The 18330-nt window shown below is 44.1% G+C and carries 18 protein-coding genes; 5 read left to right on the top strand and 13 right to left on the bottom strand.

What is annotated here, in order from left to right:
• The first annotated feature begins 119 nt into the window (after nucleotides 1-119).
• From AAC033_RS05100 to AAC033_RS05085, 4 genes are all read left to right on the top strand, one after another.
• Complete coding sequence (locus tag AAC033_RS05100) at nucleotides 120-800, top strand: queuosine precursor transporter (RefSeq protein WP_339736084.1); 681 nt, start codon at nucleotides 120-122, stop codon at nucleotides 798-800.
• Nucleotide 801: 1 nt separating this feature from the next.
• Nucleotides 802-1272, top strand: a complete 471-nt coding sequence (gene queF / locus AAC033_RS05095) for a preQ(1) synthase (protein WP_339736081.1) — start codon at nucleotides 802-804, stop codon at nucleotides 1270-1272.
• A 199-nt stretch (nucleotides 1273-1471) separates the two neighbouring features.
• Nucleotides 1472-1960 (top strand): hypothetical protein, encoded by a 489-nt coding sequence (locus tag AAC033_RS05090; protein ID WP_339736079.1) that lies wholly within the window; start codon nucleotides 1472-1474, stop codon nucleotides 1958-1960.
• Nucleotide 1961: 1 nt separating this feature from the next.
• A complete protein-coding gene (locus AAC033_RS05085; RefSeq protein WP_339736077.1) occupies nucleotides 1962-2414 on the top strand; it encodes a DUF2007 domain-containing protein in 453 nt (150 codons plus the stop codon).
• A gap of 41 nt (nucleotides 2415-2455) precedes the next feature.
• Here AAC033_RS05085 and AAC033_RS05080 read toward each other — a convergent pair whose 3' ends face one another.
• Both AAC033_RS05080 and AAC033_RS05075 read right to left on the bottom strand, forming a co-directional pair.
• Nucleotides 2456-2935, bottom strand: a complete 480-nt coding sequence (locus tag AAC033_RS05080; protein WP_339736075.1) for a putative molybdenum carrier protein — start codon at nucleotides 2933-2935, stop codon at nucleotides 2456-2458.
• Between the two features lie 67 nt (nucleotides 2936-3002).
• A complete protein-coding gene (locus AAC033_RS05075; protein ID WP_339736072.1) occupies nucleotides 3003-4007 on the bottom strand; it encodes an aldo/keto reductase in 1005 nt (334 codons plus the stop codon).
• Between the two features lie 219 nt (nucleotides 4008-4226).
• On the opposite strand from AAC033_RS05075, the gene AAC033_RS05070 reads away from it, so the two are divergent.
• Nucleotides 4227-4946, top strand: a complete 720-nt coding sequence (locus AAC033_RS05070) for a DUF1080 domain-containing protein (protein WP_339736070.1) — start codon at nucleotides 4227-4229, stop codon at nucleotides 4944-4946.
• 42 nt (nucleotides 4947-4988) lie between these two features.
• Here the strand turns inward: AAC033_RS05070 and AAC033_RS05065 are convergent, their stop codons facing one another.
• From AAC033_RS05065 to nadB, 11 genes are all read right to left on the bottom strand, one after another.
• The gene (locus AAC033_RS05065; RefSeq protein WP_339736068.1) at nucleotides 4989-5744 is read right to left on the bottom strand and encodes a LytTR family DNA-binding domain-containing protein; all 756 of its coding nucleotides are present in this window, start codon (nucleotides 5742-5744) and stop codon (nucleotides 4989-4991) included.
• On the bottom strand, nucleotides 5725-6828 hold the full coding sequence (locus tag AAC033_RS05060) for a histidine kinase (protein ID WP_339736066.1): 1104 nt from the start codon (nucleotides 6826-6828) through the stop codon (nucleotides 5725-5727). The genes AAC033_RS05065 and AAC033_RS05060 overlap by 20 nt, the downstream gene beginning before the upstream one ends.
• A gap of 273 nt (nucleotides 6829-7101) precedes the next feature.
• The gene (locus AAC033_RS05055) at nucleotides 7102-7689 is read right to left on the bottom strand and encodes an outer membrane beta-barrel protein (RefSeq protein WP_339736064.1); all 588 of its coding nucleotides are present in this window, start codon (nucleotides 7687-7689) and stop codon (nucleotides 7102-7104) included.
• Nucleotides 7690-8035: 346 nt separating this feature from the next.
• Complete coding sequence (locus tag AAC033_RS05050; protein ID WP_339736062.1) at nucleotides 8036-10150, bottom strand: SurA N-terminal domain-containing protein; 2115 nt, start codon at nucleotides 10148-10150, stop codon at nucleotides 8036-8038.
• An 81-nt stretch (nucleotides 10151-10231) separates the two neighbouring features.
• Nucleotides 10232-11515 (bottom strand): hemolysin family protein, encoded by a 1284-nt coding sequence (locus AAC033_RS05045; protein WP_339736060.1) that lies wholly within the window; start codon nucleotides 11513-11515, stop codon nucleotides 10232-10234.
• A 6-nt stretch (nucleotides 11516-11521) separates the two neighbouring features.
• The gene (gene lptC, locus AAC033_RS05040) at nucleotides 11522-12118 is read right to left on the bottom strand and encodes an LPS export ABC transporter periplasmic protein LptC (RefSeq protein WP_339736058.1); all 597 of its coding nucleotides are present in this window, start codon (nucleotides 12116-12118) and stop codon (nucleotides 11522-11524) included.
• Complete coding sequence (locus tag AAC033_RS05035; protein ID WP_339736056.1) at nucleotides 12090-13724, bottom strand: hypothetical protein; 1635 nt, start codon at nucleotides 13722-13724, stop codon at nucleotides 12090-12092. The genes lptC and AAC033_RS05035 overlap by 29 nt, the downstream gene beginning before the upstream one ends.
• A 30-nt stretch (nucleotides 13725-13754) precedes the next feature.
• Entirely contained in the window at nucleotides 13755-15035 is a 1281-nt protein-coding gene (locus AAC033_RS05030) for a hypothetical protein (protein WP_339736054.1), read from the bottom strand.
• Nucleotides 15019-15753, bottom strand: a complete 735-nt coding sequence (locus tag AAC033_RS05025; RefSeq protein WP_339736052.1) for a type III pantothenate kinase — start codon at nucleotides 15751-15753, stop codon at nucleotides 15019-15021. Before AAC033_RS05025 ends, AAC033_RS05030 begins: the two co-directional genes overlap by 17 nt.
• Before the next feature lies 1 nt (nucleotide 15754).
• Nucleotides 15755-16600 carry a carboxylating nicotinate-nucleotide diphosphorylase gene (gene nadC / locus AAC033_RS05020; RefSeq protein WP_339736050.1) on the bottom strand — a complete coding sequence of 282 codons (846 nt, stop codon included), beginning with the start codon at nucleotides 16598-16600 and terminating at the stop codon, nucleotides 15755-15757.
• Nucleotides 16597-18168 carry an L-aspartate oxidase gene (gene nadB, locus AAC033_RS05015; protein ID WP_339736048.1) on the bottom strand — a complete coding sequence of 524 codons (1572 nt, stop codon included), beginning with the start codon at nucleotides 18166-18168 and terminating at the stop codon, nucleotides 16597-16599. The genes nadC and nadB overlap by 4 nt, the downstream gene beginning before the upstream one ends.
• Between the last annotated feature and the right edge of the window lie 162 nt (nucleotides 18169-18330).

The raw sequence follows: 18330 nt of genomic DNA, 5'->3' as shown, positions 1-18330 counted from the left end.
AATTATTAATTGCCGTGTTTCGAATGCTGTCTTTCGCCTGTTTTTAACGCAAAAAACCATTACCTTTGCAGGCATTAGAAATGTCGTGTCCTTGATAACCACGTAAAAAACAAGAAGTCATGAAAAATAAAGTATCTGTTCTATTCCTGTTGGCAGGAGTGCTTTTTGCTGCCTGTCTGTTGATCTCAAACATTTTAGCGTCAAAAATTATCCTGATCGGGCCTTGGTCGGCTCCGGCTGGTGTGTTGATTTTCCCGTTGGCCTATATTATTAACGATGTGATTGTCGAAGTGTGGGGCTATACCAAAGCGCGGCTGATTATTTGGTCAGGATTTGGAGTGAACCTGTTGGCCGTGTTCTTTCTTATGCTGGCAATTTATATGCCAGCGGCCCCGTTTTACAATGCGCAGGAAGCTTTTCAAACCGTTTTAGGGAGCTCTGTTCGCATTGTGTTTGCCAGTTTGACGGCTTATGTAGTGGGCTCATTCCTCAATGCCTATGTGATGAGCAAGTTTAAGCTGATGACGAAAGGCAAAGGTTTCTCATTGCGGGCAATCGCATCAACCATGGTGGGCGAAGGGGCCGATTCAATGATCTTTATTACGATCGCTTTTGTTGGGATTTTCCCACTGTCGGTTATTTTGGGAATGATCCTCGTCCAGGCCTTGCTGAAAACAGCCTATGAGATTATGATATTGCCACTGACCATTTTGGTAGTTAGGAAAGTGAAAGCCTTTGAAGGAGAGGATACCTTTGATGAGAATATTTCCTATAATCCATTTCATTTAAAACAAGTGTAATATGGACGATTTGAAGCATTTGGGCAACGAAGCCAAGTACGGGTTTGATTATAACCCGGATGTATTGGAAGCATTTAAGAATAAACATCAAGAGAATGACTATTGGGTGAAATTTAATGCACCGGAGTTTACCAGTTTGTGTCCCATTACCGGACAGCCCGACTTCGCGACCATTTATATTAGTTATTTACCAGGACAGAAAATGGTAGAAAGCAAGTCGCTGAAATTGTACTTATTTAGTTTTCGCAACCATGGCGGTTTTCACGAAGATTGCATCAACATCATCATGAAAGACCTGATTCAACTGATGGAGCCAAAGTACATCGAAGTGTGGGGGAAGTTCCTGCCGCGCGGGGGAATCAGCATTGATCCTTTTTCCAACTACGGACGGCAGGGGACCAAGTATGAAGCATTGGCCTGGTATCGCCTGCAAAACCATGATTTGAATCCAGAGAAGGTCAATAACCGGTAGGGATATCTTTCGACGGGTTTATGATATTAACTGTGAGTAATAATTCGCAGGATTTTTCTCTTTTAATCGGTTTCAACTCGTCATCTTGCCGTGCTAAAAGTTAGTCTTTCTAATTAATTGTTTTGTGAAAATTGCTACCTTGATAGCTTAAATTCACGAAAGAGTTATTAGCGTTGACCTAAAAGGAAACTTCTGACTAATGAAAGATATCCTAAGCGGTGTGAACTATACGATTCAACAAAGGATTCCAAGAGATGCAGGTTCGGACTTGCTGCTGGCAAGAATCAAAGCTGGTTTCAATCAAAAACGTTATAAAACAGAGCAAATTGGTGATCGGTTGCTTTTTTATCGCCAGGTCGATAAGCGGAGGGTTAATAGATATCAGATCATTTCGGAGCTTTTGAAGTCGCTTCCTGAAGGAGAGATTTTTATAGAAAAGCAAGCTCATCCGACATTGGTCTGCAAGATCAGTTATCTGAAACATGTGGTAATCTGCATTCTACTGGGGTTTCTTGTTGGATTGATGTTCTCCTGGCTGCAGGGTTTTGACATAGCATTGATTTTTAAGATTGCAATTCCGGTGTCGGTGTTTTTTATTTTTCGAGGTATAAAGAATGGCAATGCACAAATGAAACAGCTTTTGCAGCAAGCGATTCTTCGTGCTCGAACAAATCAAGTCATAGAATAAGATGGAGAATTGGAGATTCATTATTTCGTTTACTTATCCTCATGAAGCGCATCTGGCTCAACTCTACCTGAATTCAGAGGGTATTGAAACAGTGTTGAACGATGAATTCACCGTGCAGGTTTATGGCTTTTATTCCAATGCCGTTGGTGGTGTAAAATTGTTGGTGAACGAGGACGATTATGAACAAGCGTTGGCTTCTTTGGAAACTGGCGGCTATGTCGTGAACCATCGTGTTGCTGATCAGATTTCTCGAGTTCCTGTGGCATCGAAGGCCGACAGAAAGCACTGTCCTTTTTGTCAATCGGACAATATCAATATCAGCAAAGAGCCTAATGTTTTGGTGATTATCCTTTACTTAATTCTTGGTGTGATCTTTCCCATTTTCAAATCCAGTTACAAATGTTTCGACTGTGGCAAGCAATGGAAGTTCGTTACAGCCGAGCGCAAAATCTAGCCGGGTATCAACTTGGAGTGGCATCCTAAACAGGGGTTTTCCTATTCCAGGAGGCGTATTTTTCTGATGAGCCTGGATGTGATGAGCAAGGCCGATTCGTAGGCCTTGCCCCACTGGCTTACTCGCGGACCGGCAATATTGAGGATTTCTATCGAGTTGTTTTTTAGAAAGTAAAGAAGGTCTTCCATGCATTCATCAATAAAAAAGGGTGATACTTTGAACAGGAAAACAGGCTTGTTCAGTGTATTGGCCAATTTATAGGTGAGCAAGGTTCCGCCGGTTAAATCATTTTGGTAAATAATTAAGGTGGCATTCGAGTCGAGTATGTTCTGACGCGTGCGATCGTCATAATAAACGCTGTCCATTTCATGCAAAGGATACAGCGTTGGTATGATTCCATCTTCGGCGCGTCTTCCTGCAGGGCACCAACCACCGCACGGAAATCCGGCTTTCAGACAAGCATCCAAGGCTGCCCGGTCTACGCCACTTTGTCCACCACTAATGATCTTTCGAAGCTTCATTCGATAAAAATAATCAATCGAATGAAAGAATCATTTCTTACCGCGATGATTTACGTTTATTAATTGACTAGGCTGGTTTTTGTTTGAAATATTCGATGTTTCCTGCCAATGCTTTTTCCTTTACTCTTTCGACCAGGACAAGCCGATCGGTTTCGTTAAGTTTGACAAATGAGCGGGCCATTTTTACTTTGTCACGAATATAGTCGGCTTTTTCGGCTCCGGCAATAATGGTGCTCACCGGCAAAGACCAAACAAAATACATCGCTTCTTCAATGCTAATGTAGTTGGGAATAATTGGGTCGTCTGTTTTCCACTTCGCTTGTTCCTTGGTAGCAAAAAAGCGCCCGTCAGCCAGCGTTTTCATGGCCAAAACGCCAATATTGCGTTTCATCAGCTCCGGCATCACATTATCGATAAAGCTGAAATAGGATTGATCCAATACGTTCACGGGCATTTGTACGGCGTCGATCGGGTCATTATCGCGGGTGAGTTCCAACATGCGATTGTGTGCATATGGATTTTGATGGCCGGTAAAACCGATGTGTTTTACCTTTCCGCTTTCCTTGGCTTTGATCAAGACATCCAGTACTTTCTCCTGCATCCGGCTGTCAACATCCTCAGGTGTGAAGAGCGAATGCATTTGCCAAAGGTCCAGGTAATCGGTCTTCATTCTCCGAAGCGAGTCTTCCAAGTGTTGTTGAGCATCTTTGGCGGTGCGGGCCTGGGTTTTGGTCATCAGAAAAACGAGTTCGCGGTATTTGGGCGTCAGGTATTTGCCGTAGCGTTCTTCACTGGTTCCGGGCCCATACTGCTCTGCAGTGTCGAAAAATCGAATGCCCCCCTCCAGCGCTGCTTCAATCACTTCCTGCGCATCGCGTTCGGTTGTCCAGCCAATGTGGTAGCCACCCACGCCCAGCATGGTAATGTTTTCGCCTGTTTTACCCAATTTACGAAGTGGAAGAATTTCACCCAGCTTGTCCTCGTTGGGCGTATTGGCATAAAGCGTTGATGGTACTGAAATGGCAGCGGTCATGGCGGCCATGGTTTTTAGGAACTCGCGTCTGTGTGTCATTGAATTGGTATTTTTTTAATTAGACAATTTGAATGTGTTTTTGTTCAGTTGTTTACACCTTCAATACGGTGCAGGTCATTTGAATGTTACCCAATGGATGGGCTTCGGGTAATTTACTCACTTTAATAATTTTCTTGCATTTCATCTGTGAAAATTCGAACTTTAACCAGCTGTTAAGAAAGCGCGAATAGAACTTAACTCACACCAAGCCGAACGTGTATGAAGTTGAAATTGATTTTTCTTTTTTTCTCTTTCCTAATTTCGTCTATTACCTTCTCCCAGGACGATTTTGTGTCGCTCTTTAATGGTGTTAACCTGGATGGCTGGGTTGAAAAGAAGGCGCCACGCGACCGGAATTATATCTTTTTTAGGGTGATCGACGGCACCATTATGGCCAACTCGCTGAATAATCCGGAGCACGATTATGCCTGGCTGTATTCAGAGAAGGAATATGCTGATTTTGAATTGAAGTTTCAATTTCGGGCGTTTAAAACCAGCAGTGGGAACAGCGGGGTGCAGGTGCGTTCGCGATACGATGATGAAGCGTACTGGATGAATGGCCCGCAGGTTGATATTCATCCGCCGGGGCCTTGGCGCACGGGGATGATCTGGGATGAGACCAGGGGGAACCAACGTTGGATTTTTCCGAATATCCCCAAAAATGCCTGGGTCAATGAGTCGATGCAGCGAAAGACTCCCCTGTTTTATTATGCAGAGGAAACCAACCAATGGAATCTGATGCGAATTCGCTGCGTGGGGACTTCGATTGAAGTATGGCTGAATGGTATGAAGATCACCAACTACAAAGGCGAGGGGATTTTGAATGACGAAACACACCTGAACTTAAACGTTGGGATGAAGGGGCATATCGCTTTTCAAATTCATGAAAAGGACGCCTTAATCATGCAGTTTAAGGAAATCTACATTCAGGAATTGTAATGGGCTGCGCTGCCTTTTTACGGTTTTTTGGGAATTCTCCTTTTAACTGTTCAGCCACTTTTTAAAGCCGGCAGAGCGATCGATGCTGACGATGGTGTCAAACTCATCATCGGCTTTGGGTTTTAGCTCCAGCTTCACGCGACCGCGTGAATAAGCCACCATGTTCGAAATGGCATCCATATTTACAAGGTATTTTCGGTTGATCCGGAAAAAAGAGGCAGGGTTGATCATCGTTTCCAATTTGTCGAGTGTATAATCTACCGGATAGTTGCTTCCCTGGAATGTGCGGAGGTAGGTACTTTTATCAAGCACATAGAAATAAGCAGTTTCAGTAACTTCCACTTTCTTTATCTTTTCGCCGATTTGAATGAGAAACCGCTTTTTAAATTCGGGTTGACGCCCTTGGATCTGTGCCATTATCACATCAAAATCAATACTAAATGCTGTTTTCAGGTTCCGGAACTTTTGCAGGCTTTCTGACAATTCGCTTTTGCGGATGGGCTTTAGCAGATAGGCAATGCTGTTTACTTCGAATGCTTTAATGGCATATTGATCGTAGGCCGTTGTGAAAATGATTGGTGTTGATACGTCAATTTGCTCAAAAATACTGAAGCTGCTGCCATCTGAAAGCTGGATGTCGAGAAAGATTAGGTCAGCTTGGTTTTGAAGCAACCATTTTACCGATTCTTTGATAGAGCCCAGTTTGGCCAGGATACGGATTTCAGGATCGGTCTCCAGCAGCATCGATTCCAGCTTCTCTGCCGCCAGTTTTTCATCTTCAATGATTAGTATGTTCATCTTTTTCAATATTGATTAGCGGAAGTTTTGCAAGGTAATGATTTGTTTCTACCATAAAGACTGGCTCTTCCAAGCTGATTAACGCATATCGTTTCGTCAGATTTTTCAGGCCAAGCCCGGTGGACGTGCTCATGGAAAATTTGGGTTGAATGTTGTTTTTTACCACGAGAAGTGTGCCTTGGCTGAATACTTCAATTTTTAGAGGTTTAGTCTCGTTAATAATGTTGTGTTTGATTGCATTTTCGAGCACCACCTGGAGTGATAAGGGTGGGAGCACCAGCTGCATCAAGTGTGCCGGAATGTTTACTGAATACGATAAATCGTCGCCATAGCGGATTTGCTGTAAAAAAAGGTACGATCGCATAAAATCGAGTTCCTGTTCAAGCGTGCCTACCGGTTGCTCGATGGTTTCGAGCACATACCGATAGATATGTGAGAACTCATCGATGAATTGCTGTGCCTTGGCCGTATCTTTGTTAATCAAGCCCGATAAGACGTTTAGGCTATTGAACATGAAATGCGGGTTGATCTGGCTTTTCAGTACTTCAAATTTAATCTGAGACAGTTCCTCTTTTAAATTTTTAGCCATTTGCTCGGCCCTCCTGCTTTCGATAGAAAAGATCCAGCCTTCGAGAATGGCCATGACTAAAATGTTTGCGACCGTAAAAATCAGCGCATTGTTGATCAGTACGCCTTGGTAGTCTTCAGCATAAGGAGTTAACAGGTTTGCAGAAGCCGTGAAAGCTACAGAAACGATGATGGCGATAGCGATGGAAAAACAGAGCTGAATCGAAAGTCGTTTGAATGTTTTATTGTTCCAGGGGGCGACACGATTCAGGTAGCGAATCATGAACAGATTGGGATAGGCCAGCATAAATCCGGCAAGCACACTCAGCCCAACACCCCTGACAAGTCGGAAAAGGAAATAGTCGAAGCCTCCAAGCACATGGTAGCCCGACAGGTGATTGTATGAAATGATGATCAGTTGAACCGCAGCAGAAAAACCGAGCAAAAATCGGAACAGTTTTTTGAACGATAAAAGCTGGTGAATTTGCTTGATATGCTTATTTTTTTCTGAATTCATTTTCAAAGATAAAATGATTTGAGCGCTTTGTGGGCCGTAAGGTTCTAAAAAATTGTTCGTCAATCAGCGATGGCAGTCTGTCTCTGGTTCATCAAGGGATTTGTTGTACACCCGCTCCCAAAACCTCGATTGAATTTAAAAGTTTCGATATGTTTTCTGGAAAGCCAAGGCTGATGCTCACAAAAGGCTACAGCTTGTTGCTTTTTAGTGAATATTTTCGAAAATGTAGGAACCGATACAAATCATTCGTATCGGTTCCTATCCAATTGTTTTCTAAAATAGCTTGACGACTCCCACACGCAATGAGATGTAATTATAGTCCAGCGTTCTTGAAACTTCGTCAAATTCCGAGTCTCTGGAAAGTGCGTTGAATTTCAGCCCTGGAGTTAGGCTCCAATTATTGCCCAACTTGACGTCGATACCTGCTGCCAGTTGCCAGCCCAAGCCGTGCCCCGTGTCGTTAATGATATCACCACCGGTATTTTCCGTTTCAACGTGATTGAATAAACCGCCTGCTCGTAAATAATACTGTAGGGACGAGTCTCCAAACGGACGCTTATACTGTAGTCCGAATACATAACCAGTTTCTTCGAAACAAACATCGTTTCCGGCAAACGACTCATCGGCGCTAAAACTATTGAGCCCCCAGCCGGCATAAACACCGGTGTGTGGCAAAATGCGGTAGTGAAAAATGGCTTCGAAACCATAACCGGTGTTCAGACTGGTGCCGGCAAGTTTTTGAGTCGCTACCGAAGCGCCGGAACTGAACTCAAAACCAAACCGTTTTTCGTTTTCCTGCGCAAACGTAGTCACTGAAATCAGTACGACAAAAATAATACAGAGAAATGCTTTTGTTTTCATGACTTTAAATTTAAAATGGCTTTTTATTGTTTTCATGAATCAAAAGTATCCGCCCATCGGGCATTAAAAAAGTTTGATATGACGAGCGTGTTTTTTCTCAGGTGGAATCTGTGTTTATGACGGATGAATCTGAATTTGCCTTTTCCCGGCAAAGGGGTGCGACGGTTGGATGGCGACTCGATCACAGTGGTGTTAGCAGATAAATGTGGGAGGATCCTCTGTGGAAGCAATTGTAGGGCAAACAATCACAGTCTCTCGTCAAAACTAACTTCACGGACTGCAAAACAAAAAGAGGCCATCCGAAAAGTTATCGGACAGCCTCTTTAATATCTTGATGGACGATCGACTAATAAAACTTCGCCCGGTTATCTTCAATTTCTACCGCATTCTTTTGTGCTTCGTAAGCCTGGTAGACGGCGCGCGAACCAAGAACCTGGTTTAAGCGGGTTTGCTCGGCCAGTACATCTTCGTCGGTTCCATTAATGATTGACACAACTTTAACCATGTAAACACCATTGTTGCCGATGATTGGCGATGAAACTTCGTCCTGAGACAAGCTGGCGAGCGTTCCAATGACAGCGGGCTCCATCCCAACAGAAGGAATCGAAGTTGAGTTAAAGGTCAGTCCGTTGGCATCGTTCACTTCGGCGTCCAGGCTTTCTGCAATCGCTTCCATGTCTGTTCCTGTAGCGGCATCTTCCATTTTTTGTGCTAAGGCTTTTCCTTTGTTCAGTTTTTTCACAGCCAATTCAACCCGGGGTTTTACGTCTTCGAAAGATGCGATACCCTCTTCTGTTTCGTTAGCGAGGGCCGCAACCACAAACTGATCACCCAATTCGAAAATTGCAGATCCTTCGTTGTTGTGCAAAATCTCTTTTACATCGGCTTGGTAAGCTGCACGGATTAACGGCCGTGAGTCCTCCAAACCGGCTACCGCGCGGTCGTTTTCACCAACCGTTGCCAGTTTTTTTGTGAGTTTCTCATTGGCAATGGCTTCGGTGAATGATTTGTAGTCCTGGTTATCAGAAACAAAACGGCTGGCTTGCGCATAAACATTCTGGTAAGTTTGTGTGCTTGGCTCAATGGTACGAGCCAAGGTTGCCAAACGAACCTGTTTTACTTCTTTCCCTTTTTTAGTGGGTTGGATCAGGTGAACTCCAAACTGGGTTGTTGTTGTGTACAGTTGATTGACTTCTCCGTTGAACGCAGCTTCCTCAAAAGGTTTCACCATTTGGTTTTTTCTAAACCAGCCGAGGTCGCCTCCCTGACGCGCTGATCCGGTGTCTTCAGAGTGCTGTTCGGCTAAAGCGGCAAAGCTTGCTCCGTTTTCAATCAGTCCTTTCAGACTGTCGGCCAGAGCCAGTGCAGCCTCATAGCCACCCACCGCATCGGGGTTAATCAGGATATGACGTGCCTGAACAGAATCCGGCAAATCTTTCAAATCGTCGATTTTCACCAATTTGTAGGTATTACCTTCTTTGAATGGTCCGTAAACTGAACCGATTTCATTGGTAAAGGCAAATTCGGCTATTTCGTCTGAAAGCTCTTCTTTTTTCTGATACACATTTTCAAAGGGGACATCGGAATTTACACTGATGTATTGCTCGTTCTCTGCGATCGTTTCAAATTCATCCTTAGCATCTTCTATCCATTTCAGGGTGGAAGCATCATCGGCCTCAGTGGCTTTTACATCGAAGGTGATGTATTCAATGGTGCGGCTTTCTTCCTGCTTGTAATTGTCCTGATGCTCGTTGTAGTATTCCTTCAATTCAGCCTCAGAAACTGCAACGGCGCTGTCGGGCATGGAAATGTAAGGCAAGCGGATGTACTGGATATTCATCTGCTGATTTTTGGCTTCCAGACTTTTTTGTGCTTCGGCTGTTGTGGAGTAAAGGCCTTGACGCACCAGATTGTTGTATTTGGTTTGAATGCGTTCGTCTTTTATTTGTTCTTCAATATAAAGCCAATAAGCTTTTTGCTGGGGTGTTGCATTCAATTCAAGCGATTTCAGGAACTGAAGAACCGCGGATTTATCAACCTGTCCGGTTTGTGGATTGCGAAAAAGCTGTTGGATGATGGGGTGAAGATTGTTTCCCTGGACCATGTCAAAAAGTTCGTCAGAAGTGACGGTCAATCCCAGATCTTCATAGATATCGCTCATCACGATTTCGCGTACTAAACTTTGCCAGGCTTGCTCGCGGATTTGCACCCACGTGTTTTCGTCGAGTTGTGTACTTCCCGTGTTCATTTTGTAGATTTCCGCCATCTCTTCAACCTGCCGCTGGAAATCAGGGTACTGCACAGATTCGCCATCTATTTCGGCAACTTCCATTTGGTTTGGCCGTAATAAAGAACTGCCAGAGTTGAGGATATCGCCCAAAATGAAGGCAACTAACGCAAGACCAATAATGATCGCTACCAACAATCCTCCCCGATTTCTTATGTTTTGTAATGTAGCCATTGACTAATAATTATTGAATTATGATTTACTTGTTTTTTTCGAGCTACGAAGATAGTAATTTTAGGAATTAAACCTTAAGATTCATTTTTTATTTTGGGTGTTGTCCAATATCTTAAGGTTTACCAGCTCAATTTTGGTATTGCTTGCTTTTAGTATCTTGAAGCGGTAGTGATCAATGTGGATGACGGTATTGATTTTTGGGATGCTTTCATGATGAAACAGGATAAATCCAGCCAGTGTTTCATAGTTTTCCTTGACCGGAAACCCGAGGTTGTATTTTTCATTCAGGTCATCCAGTTCGATGCGGGCGGATAATACAAATTCGTTGCTGCTGATTTTCCGTTCAACGAAATCAATGGTGTCGTGTTCGTCTTCAATCTCTCCGAAAATTTCTTCCAGTATATCTTCGCTGGTCACCATTCCTGAGGTGCCCCCAAACTCATCAACTACAATGGCGATGCTGCGGTGTTGCGAAATGAACTTGCTCAACAGTTTGCTTGCCGGCATCGTTTCGGGGACGATCAGCACCTTTTTCAGGTTTGACCGGATCGAACCGGGATTGGCAAAAATGGTGGAGTGGTGGATATAGCCAATGATGTTATCAATGTTATCCTGGTAGAACAGGATACGTGAATAGCCGGTTTCAATGAACTTCTGGATCAGGTCTTCCATACTGGAATTGATATCCAGGATTTCCATTTCGGTACGCGGAACCATCACTTCGCGGAGTTTGATTTTCGAAAAGTCCAAAGCGTTGCGAAACAGTTTGACTTCATTTTCCAGCTCGTGCTCACGGCGCTGTTGGTCTTCGTCCGACTCATTCACAAAATGGTCAAGATCAATCCGGTTAAAAACATTTTTTTTGATGTTCTTGTCATAAGAAGATTTGAAGATCGTATTCAGCAGAAATTGGGAGATCCCCATGACCAGTTTGGTAATCGGTAGAAAAAGGAAGTAGAAAAAAGCCACCGGAACGGAGAAGAAACGCAAAAGGGTGTTTGGATTGATTCGGAAAAGTGTTTTCGGAAAAAACTCGGCTGTAAACAAGATGATAAGCGTGGACGTAATCGTTTGAAGCAGCAATACCAGACTGTCGATTGGAACAAAACGGTAAAACATGGGGCCCAGCAATTTGGCAAAAGCGATTCCGTAAATCACCAGGGCAATGTTATTTCCAATCAGCATGGTGGCAATATATTGTCCCGGATTTTTTGTGAACAGGGAGAGTATTCTGGCACTGATGAAGTTTTGTTGTTTGTCCATTTCGAGCCGCAGTTTATTGGCTGAAACGAAGGCAATTTCCATGCCTGAGAAAAAGGCCGAGAAGATGATTGTCGTTACGATGGTAATGATTGCGATTTCCATGCGCTGTTATTCTTGAACATCGATATATAATGGTCCTTTGGGATTCTTTATTTTCCAGTTGGATAAATTTTGGTCCGACTCAAATCCAATACCTGTAATTACCTGATCTTTACGTATGATTTTTACAAATTGTTCAGAATAGATCTTTGCTTTTTTTTCTTCCCAGATCAGATGTTCAGTTTTCAGTGTGTCGCCTTGTGGATTGACGGCCACCACATTGTTTTTCGCTTCCCACTTGCCGTCGACCTCATAGTATCGGGCATAGTTTGACGTGATACTGGCAATCTGCTCCATCTGCTCATTGTAGCGTTCAATCTCTACCCCCTGCGGAAACTCGATGAAGGGATCTTCGGCTTTGTCGAAACGAATGAGTTTTGGAGTGATTAACTTAAACCGAATAATTGTGGAGTCGGAATGGATCATCTCGTAGTTTTCAGCTTCGATGCCAGCCATGTTTTCACCGGATGAGAATTCTTTTATTTTTTCAATCTTGTTGGCACATGAAAAGAAAAGCATCGCAATTCCCATGAAGAGAATTGCAATGCTTCCTTTATAATATCGGTGTTGTGTTTTTTTACTTAACACGTACGGTTGTTGTTTCATTAATCCAGCTGCCAATTTTATAGCTTTGTCCTTCCGTATATCCTTCGAAGAACAAGGTTTCTTTGTTTGGGAAATACTGTTTGTAAATGTTGATCTTTTCATTGGCTTGCGTAAATACTTCCGGATCGACACGTTTTGCTTTCTGATAATAATCCGTTGCCAACCAGTAAAGCGACAGGTGCTCGACGTCGGTTTCGCCATAGTGTTTACTATATTGCGCATAGATATCACCAATTAGGATGTAGGCGCGCCCTGAATTCGGGTTGTTCTCAATGGCTTTGCGGGCCAGGTTGCGTGACTTTTGAAAGTCGTGTTCCTTGGCGAAAATGAACAAGCCCAACTCGTAGTAGTACTTGGCCAACAACTCCTTGTCAGTTTCTGCCTCTATGGCGTTGTTGTAATATTCTTTTGCACGCTCAAACTGGTCGCGCTTGACAAATAGGCGGGCCATGTTAAACGCCGCTTCTGCTGAAGGATCCAGGTCATAAAGTCTATCTGACGCTTGAGCAAATAACGGACTGTCGGTACAATCCCGGCGTTCCAGAATCCGAAGCATTTTTTTCAGTTCGTCTACATTCTGAGAAATTTGCTCAAACTGGGGTTCGTAAAGTGCAATCAGTGCTTCACAGTCCGCAGCACCACTGGTTTGGAATAAGCCATCGATCAATTCTTTTGAGGTGGTATATTTTTCGCTGTCTGGCTCTTCTTTCAGGTAGTTATTTACAATCGCAGAAGCTTTCTGGTAGTTTGCTGCCACTTTTTCTTTCGGTAGTTCGCCCATCAGGAACAAACGTTTTGTAGCCTGCATAAAAACAACCAATACGGCAGCCTCGGTTTGATTTTTTTCGAGTTCAATGGATTGTTCCAACAAACTGTAGCCTTCTTTCAAAATTGATTTCAGCTGATCGTCATCCAGGTTTTCATTGGCCAATTTAAATTTCAATAGGTCAGTCCCTTGGCGTCCACGAACATATCCTTCTTGATTAAAGTAGGTAATCCGTTTTTCATAGATGGACATCAGCGAGTCAATCAGGGTATTTTTTTCGCTCCAGTCACTGGTATTCTCAATGAATGCTTCATACATTCTGCCACCATGGATGTATAAGTTTATGGTTGACTTTGGGTATTTGTAGTAGACTTTTCTCCAAGGTTCCAAAGCCGACTCGTAATCATCCTGCTTGTAGAACTGGTCGTACATGGACAAGTTAGTCATGAAGTCGCGCTCTTTTGCTTTCACCAGTTCCTCGCTAGTGCGCAGATCAACGCCTCCTTCAACAACAACTCCTTTACCTTTGACAGGAATTTCGCCATCGAAACTAAAGTTAATCACGTTGCTGTTGTTTCCCTCGATGTCCAGTTTTCTTCGGTCATCGATGAAGGTAAATTCGATGTATTTCGACTTGTCACTGACTTCTATTTCATATTTGCCATCAAAGCTGGTCATAAAAGTACCCGATGATCTGTGGGCTTCAACAGTGACCCCGGCGGCAGGTTCACCTCCCCGGTAAACGGTGCCCTTGATAACTCTCTGCGCAATAACGGTATAGCTTGTCATCGCTACGAGTGCTACAGTAAGCAAGATTGTTTTGGAAAATAAAGGTTTCATGATCAATATATTTTAATTACATTTTTTTAATTAGTCAAATTTGCGTTGGACAAACCATCGGTCAAACAAGTTCAAATATAAGCTTATTTTGGTATAATTTTCCCGAATCAGGTTATCCTTGATGGTTCCCCTCCTACCAAATTCTACAGCTAAATTGATCGTTGACTTAGAACGCGTGACTGGTAATCCAACACCAAAACTCATGCCAGTTTCGTTAAGTTGCTGGTTATTAATTTTTAAGTGTGATTTGTCGATGTGGAATCCGGCCCGATAACGCACACGTTTAAAGTAACTTCGGATCGAGGCTTCTTCTGGAATATATTCTGCTCCCAGACTGATCCGGGTTTGGTTAGTCAATTCAGGAACCGCACTGCCATAAAAGCGGGCATCGCTCCATTTCGAAAAATAGTAGTCGGCATTAACCTCCAGTTTGTTTAGCCGGGTATAGGAAACGCCAACTCCAAAACTTGAAGGCAACTGTATTTTACCAGGGTCATCAATAATTGTCTTAATTGAGTCGGTCAGAACACTTCCAGCGTAATTCAAAACTTTCTGCTGATTCAAGGTGTGGAAAGCTGTGAAATTGGCTTTTTTCTCAAATGTGACGCCGAGGGTTAAGAATTGGTTATTTTTAAACTTGATATCATACTGAGCACCAAGCAGATAGGCAAAATCACGCAAGCGGGTTTGTTCTGTTTCACTGAATCCATATTGTTCCTGGTCATCAATGAAATAAATGGAGTTATTCTGATTGAGTGTGCCAAATAGGTAGTACACGTTGGCTCCCACCGAAAGCGCATCGGTCAGGTTAAAGCCCGCACCAAAGTAGGCCTTGGATAGTGTTCCTGTTCCAAAGTAGCTGTATCCAACCCGTCCAATGCCGGGTTCATTTTCTTCGACATAAATCTCATAGCCTTTATCCGCATAGGGCGAAACACCCATGGTTGCCGCAGCCCAACGGGTCACCGGGAAACTGAAGGAGAAATACCTGAAGTTGAAATCGTTGGTCGTAAATTTATTAGTTTCAGACTTGTATTCCGAGATCCGGCCGTCGGCACCAAACTCAAAGATAAAAGATAAACTGTCGATCGCACCGTACGATGCCGGGTTGGCCGTATTGATCTGCACCTGGTGCCGGCTTCCCAGCGATGCACCACCCATGCCGGCAAAACGTCCGTAGGAGTAAGGGTGAAGGTCACCTAATCCGAAACGTGAAAATGGCGATGATGTGTTATTATTTTGTGCGGATGAAGTCAAACCAATGACAATGAATAATCCACTGATGAAGATTCCTCTAAGTTTTCTTAACATTATATTCCAGAATTCTGTTTAAACCGATGAGCGTTAAATTAAAGTGTACAAAGATGGAATTTTTTAACTTCTTATCAAAGAATTTAGCATCGCCCCCAGTAATAATGATTTCTAAATTTTCGTAAATAGTGTTAAAGTAATCAATGTATTGTTGAACCTCGAACAATAAGCCAACCTGCACTCCCGCCTGAATGGCCGATTGTGTATTTGTGCCCAGTACTGGAAAATCATCAGTTGGCTGAAGAAGAGGGAGTTTCCCGGTGAACTGATGAAGTGCCTTGAATCGTGTTGCCAGACCCGGCGATATGTTTCCACCCAGGTATTCGTTTTCTGCGGTTACAATTTCATAGGTGATTGCGGTGCCCGCATCAATCACCAATACATTTTTGCCGGGAAACAGTTCGATGGCACCAACAGCAGCAGCCAGTCGGTCTTTGCCCAGCGTTTCCGGTGTTTCATAACAATTGGTAATTGGCACAGGCGTGTTAGCGTTCAGCTCAATAAAGTTTTCAAATGAGTTTTCAAGGAAGCTCCTTAGCTCTTCGGGATATTCGCGGACGGAGGAAACAATAGCGTTCTTCAGGTCATCGTGTTCATTCAGCAGAACCTGAATGTGTTCCGGCTTCAGTTCGTCCAGCGGTACGTTAAACATGAGATCACGTTCACTGAACAGTGCCAGTTTGATGCGGCTGTTTCCGATATCAATAACTAAATTCATTTTATTCTTCCAATCGCTGACTAATATCCATGGCCTGTACCGAATGTGTAAGCGCTCCGATGGAGATGTAATCCACACCTGTAGAAGCTACTCCCCTGATTCGTTCCAGTGTCATGTTGCCTGAAGCTTCAACTTTGGCTTTTCCCTGGATGACTTGAACCGCTTTTAACATGGTCTCATTGTCCATATTGTCGAGCATAATGATGTCGGCACCGGCAGCGAGTGCTTCTTCTACCTGTTTCAGGTTGGTTGTTTCCACTTCGATTTTGATATTTGAAGGAACTTTGGCCTTAATTTGTTTCACAGCCTGGGTAATTCCTCCGGCTACTTCAATGTGATTATCTTTGATCATGACCATATCAAACAAGCCAATGCGGTGGTTGGTTGCGCCTCCGGTTCTGACGGCATATTTATCTAGCATCCGGAATCCCGGGAGGGTCTTACGGGTGTCCAGAATCACCGTATTTGTTCCTTTTACTTCATCGGCGTATTTGGCCGACATGGTGGCGATGCCAGACAGGCGTTGGAAGAAGTTTAGCGCTGTGCGCTCGGCAGTCAGCAAGGCCCGGTACGAAGCTTCAAAGCGCACCAAGACGGTTCCGTTGCTTACCCGTGCGCCTTCTTTCACCTGAGGTTCCCAGACCAGGCTTTCATCGAGCTGGCGAAAAACCATTTCAGCGAGGGGCAGTCCGGCTATAACTCCGTCGGCTTTGGCAATCATGTAAGCCTTACGCCGTGTGGTCGCCGGAATCAGGTTGTCTGTGGTGATGTCGCCGGTAGCAACATCTTCTTCCAGTGCCAGGTTGATTAGCGTCCTGGCTGCTTCAAGTTCGTTGGTGGTCATCATTTTTGAATCGGAATAAAAAAAGGTTCTTGATTCTTTTGTTGAATGATATGCAGCCTGAAATCAGGTGATTCGTGCTGAAAGTCTTCGCGGATATGCCCACCCCGGCTCTCTTCGCGCAGAAGCGCAGATTGGGCAATTAACAGGCAGATTTGTTGAATGTGCCAGGTTTTCAGTTCGTTGTAGTCGGAGATTGTTCGCGGAATCTGTTGTCCAATAGCTTCAAGCTGTGCAATCGTTTCGCGAAGCTTTTCCCCGCTGCGGACAATGCCCACCTTTTGCGACATCAAATCGGCTATTTCATTTTTGATCTCCAGGAAGGCCTGTTCATTTTTGATGTCGTTGGTCAGAGGTTGTTGCTCCGCTTGACTGAGTTCGTTTGGTTTTCGTTTGGCGGCTTGCTCACTGGCTCTTTTCCCAAAAACAAGGCATTCGAGCAATGAGTTACTGGCCAATCGGTTCGCGCCCATCACTCCGGTGGAGGCTACTTCACCACAGGCAAAAAGACCCGGAATGTTGGTTTCTCCATTCAAATCGGTTTTAATACCTCCAACCATGTAATGGGCCGCGGGAGCAATAGGCAACAGGTCGGCGGTCATGTCGTACCCGTATTCTTTCAACTTATTATAAATGGTTGAAAAACGTGCTTTCGTTTTGGTCGCATCCAAATGTTTCATCGACAGGTAGATGTGCGGACTTTGTTGTTTTTGCATCTGCTTGTAAATCGAAAAGGCCACAATGTCCCGGGGAGCCAGTTCGGCCAGCGGATGAATATCTTTCATGAAACGTTCGCCATTTGTATTCAGCAGCCACGCTCCTTCGCCCCGAACGGCTTCACTGATTAAAAAGGCATCCTGGTCTTTCAAGTAAAGAGCCGATGGGTGAAACTGGATGAATTCCATGTCCGCCAGTTGCGCTCCTGCTTCATAGGCCAAGGCAATGCCGTCGCCAGTTGCGGTGTGTGGGTTGGTGGTTCGGCTGAATAGCCGCGAGAGGCCGCCGGTTGCCAAAATGCTGGCTTTGCCCTTGAAAATGATATTTTTTCCCGAAGGAAAGTCGATGGCCTGAACGCCACAGCATTGACTGTTTTCGATCAGGAGTTTAGTAACGGCTGTATATTCAAATGAAGTGATGTCTTTTTGTTCCCGAACTTTTTGCAGCATAAAACCAGTAATTTCCTTACCTGTGGCGTCTCCTCCGGAATGCAAAATTCGGCGCTTGCTGTGTCCGCCTTCCAGCCCCAGAACATAGTTGCCTTCCATCTGGTCAAATTTCATTCCCATATCGATCAGCTCTAGAATTCGTTCGCGCCCTTCGGTTACAAGGATTCTGACGGCCTCTTCTTCGCAAAGGCCCCGCCCGGCAACAATCGTGTCGTGTAGGTGTAATTCTGGAGAGTCTTCCTTGTCGATAGCCCCGGCGATTCCGCCTTGGGCGTAATAAGAATTGCTCGTGTCGAGCTGCGATTTTGTAATGATAGCCACAGTTCCGTATTTGGAAGCATGGTAGGCGGCAGACAAACCTGCCAGGCCGCTACCAATGACAATGGTGTCAAAATTTAAAACTTGCATTTGTTTTGAAGCTTCACATGAAATAAGAACGGCAAAGGTAAATAAAACTGCTTTACACGTAGCTTAATTGTTCCTTGTTTTTGAATTTTAACAAGATGAGTTAAATCCTCATTCTTTTTGTGCCCATTTAGAATTATTTACACTTTACCGGTTGAAGGGCTG

It is taken from the genome of uncultured Sunxiuqinia sp., assembly GCF_963974515.1.
Taxonomy (GTDB): Bacteria; Bacteroidota; Bacteroidia; order Bacteroidales; family Prolixibacteraceae; genus Sunxiuqinia.
This window is presented reverse-complemented; position numbering and strand designations above follow the sequence as displayed.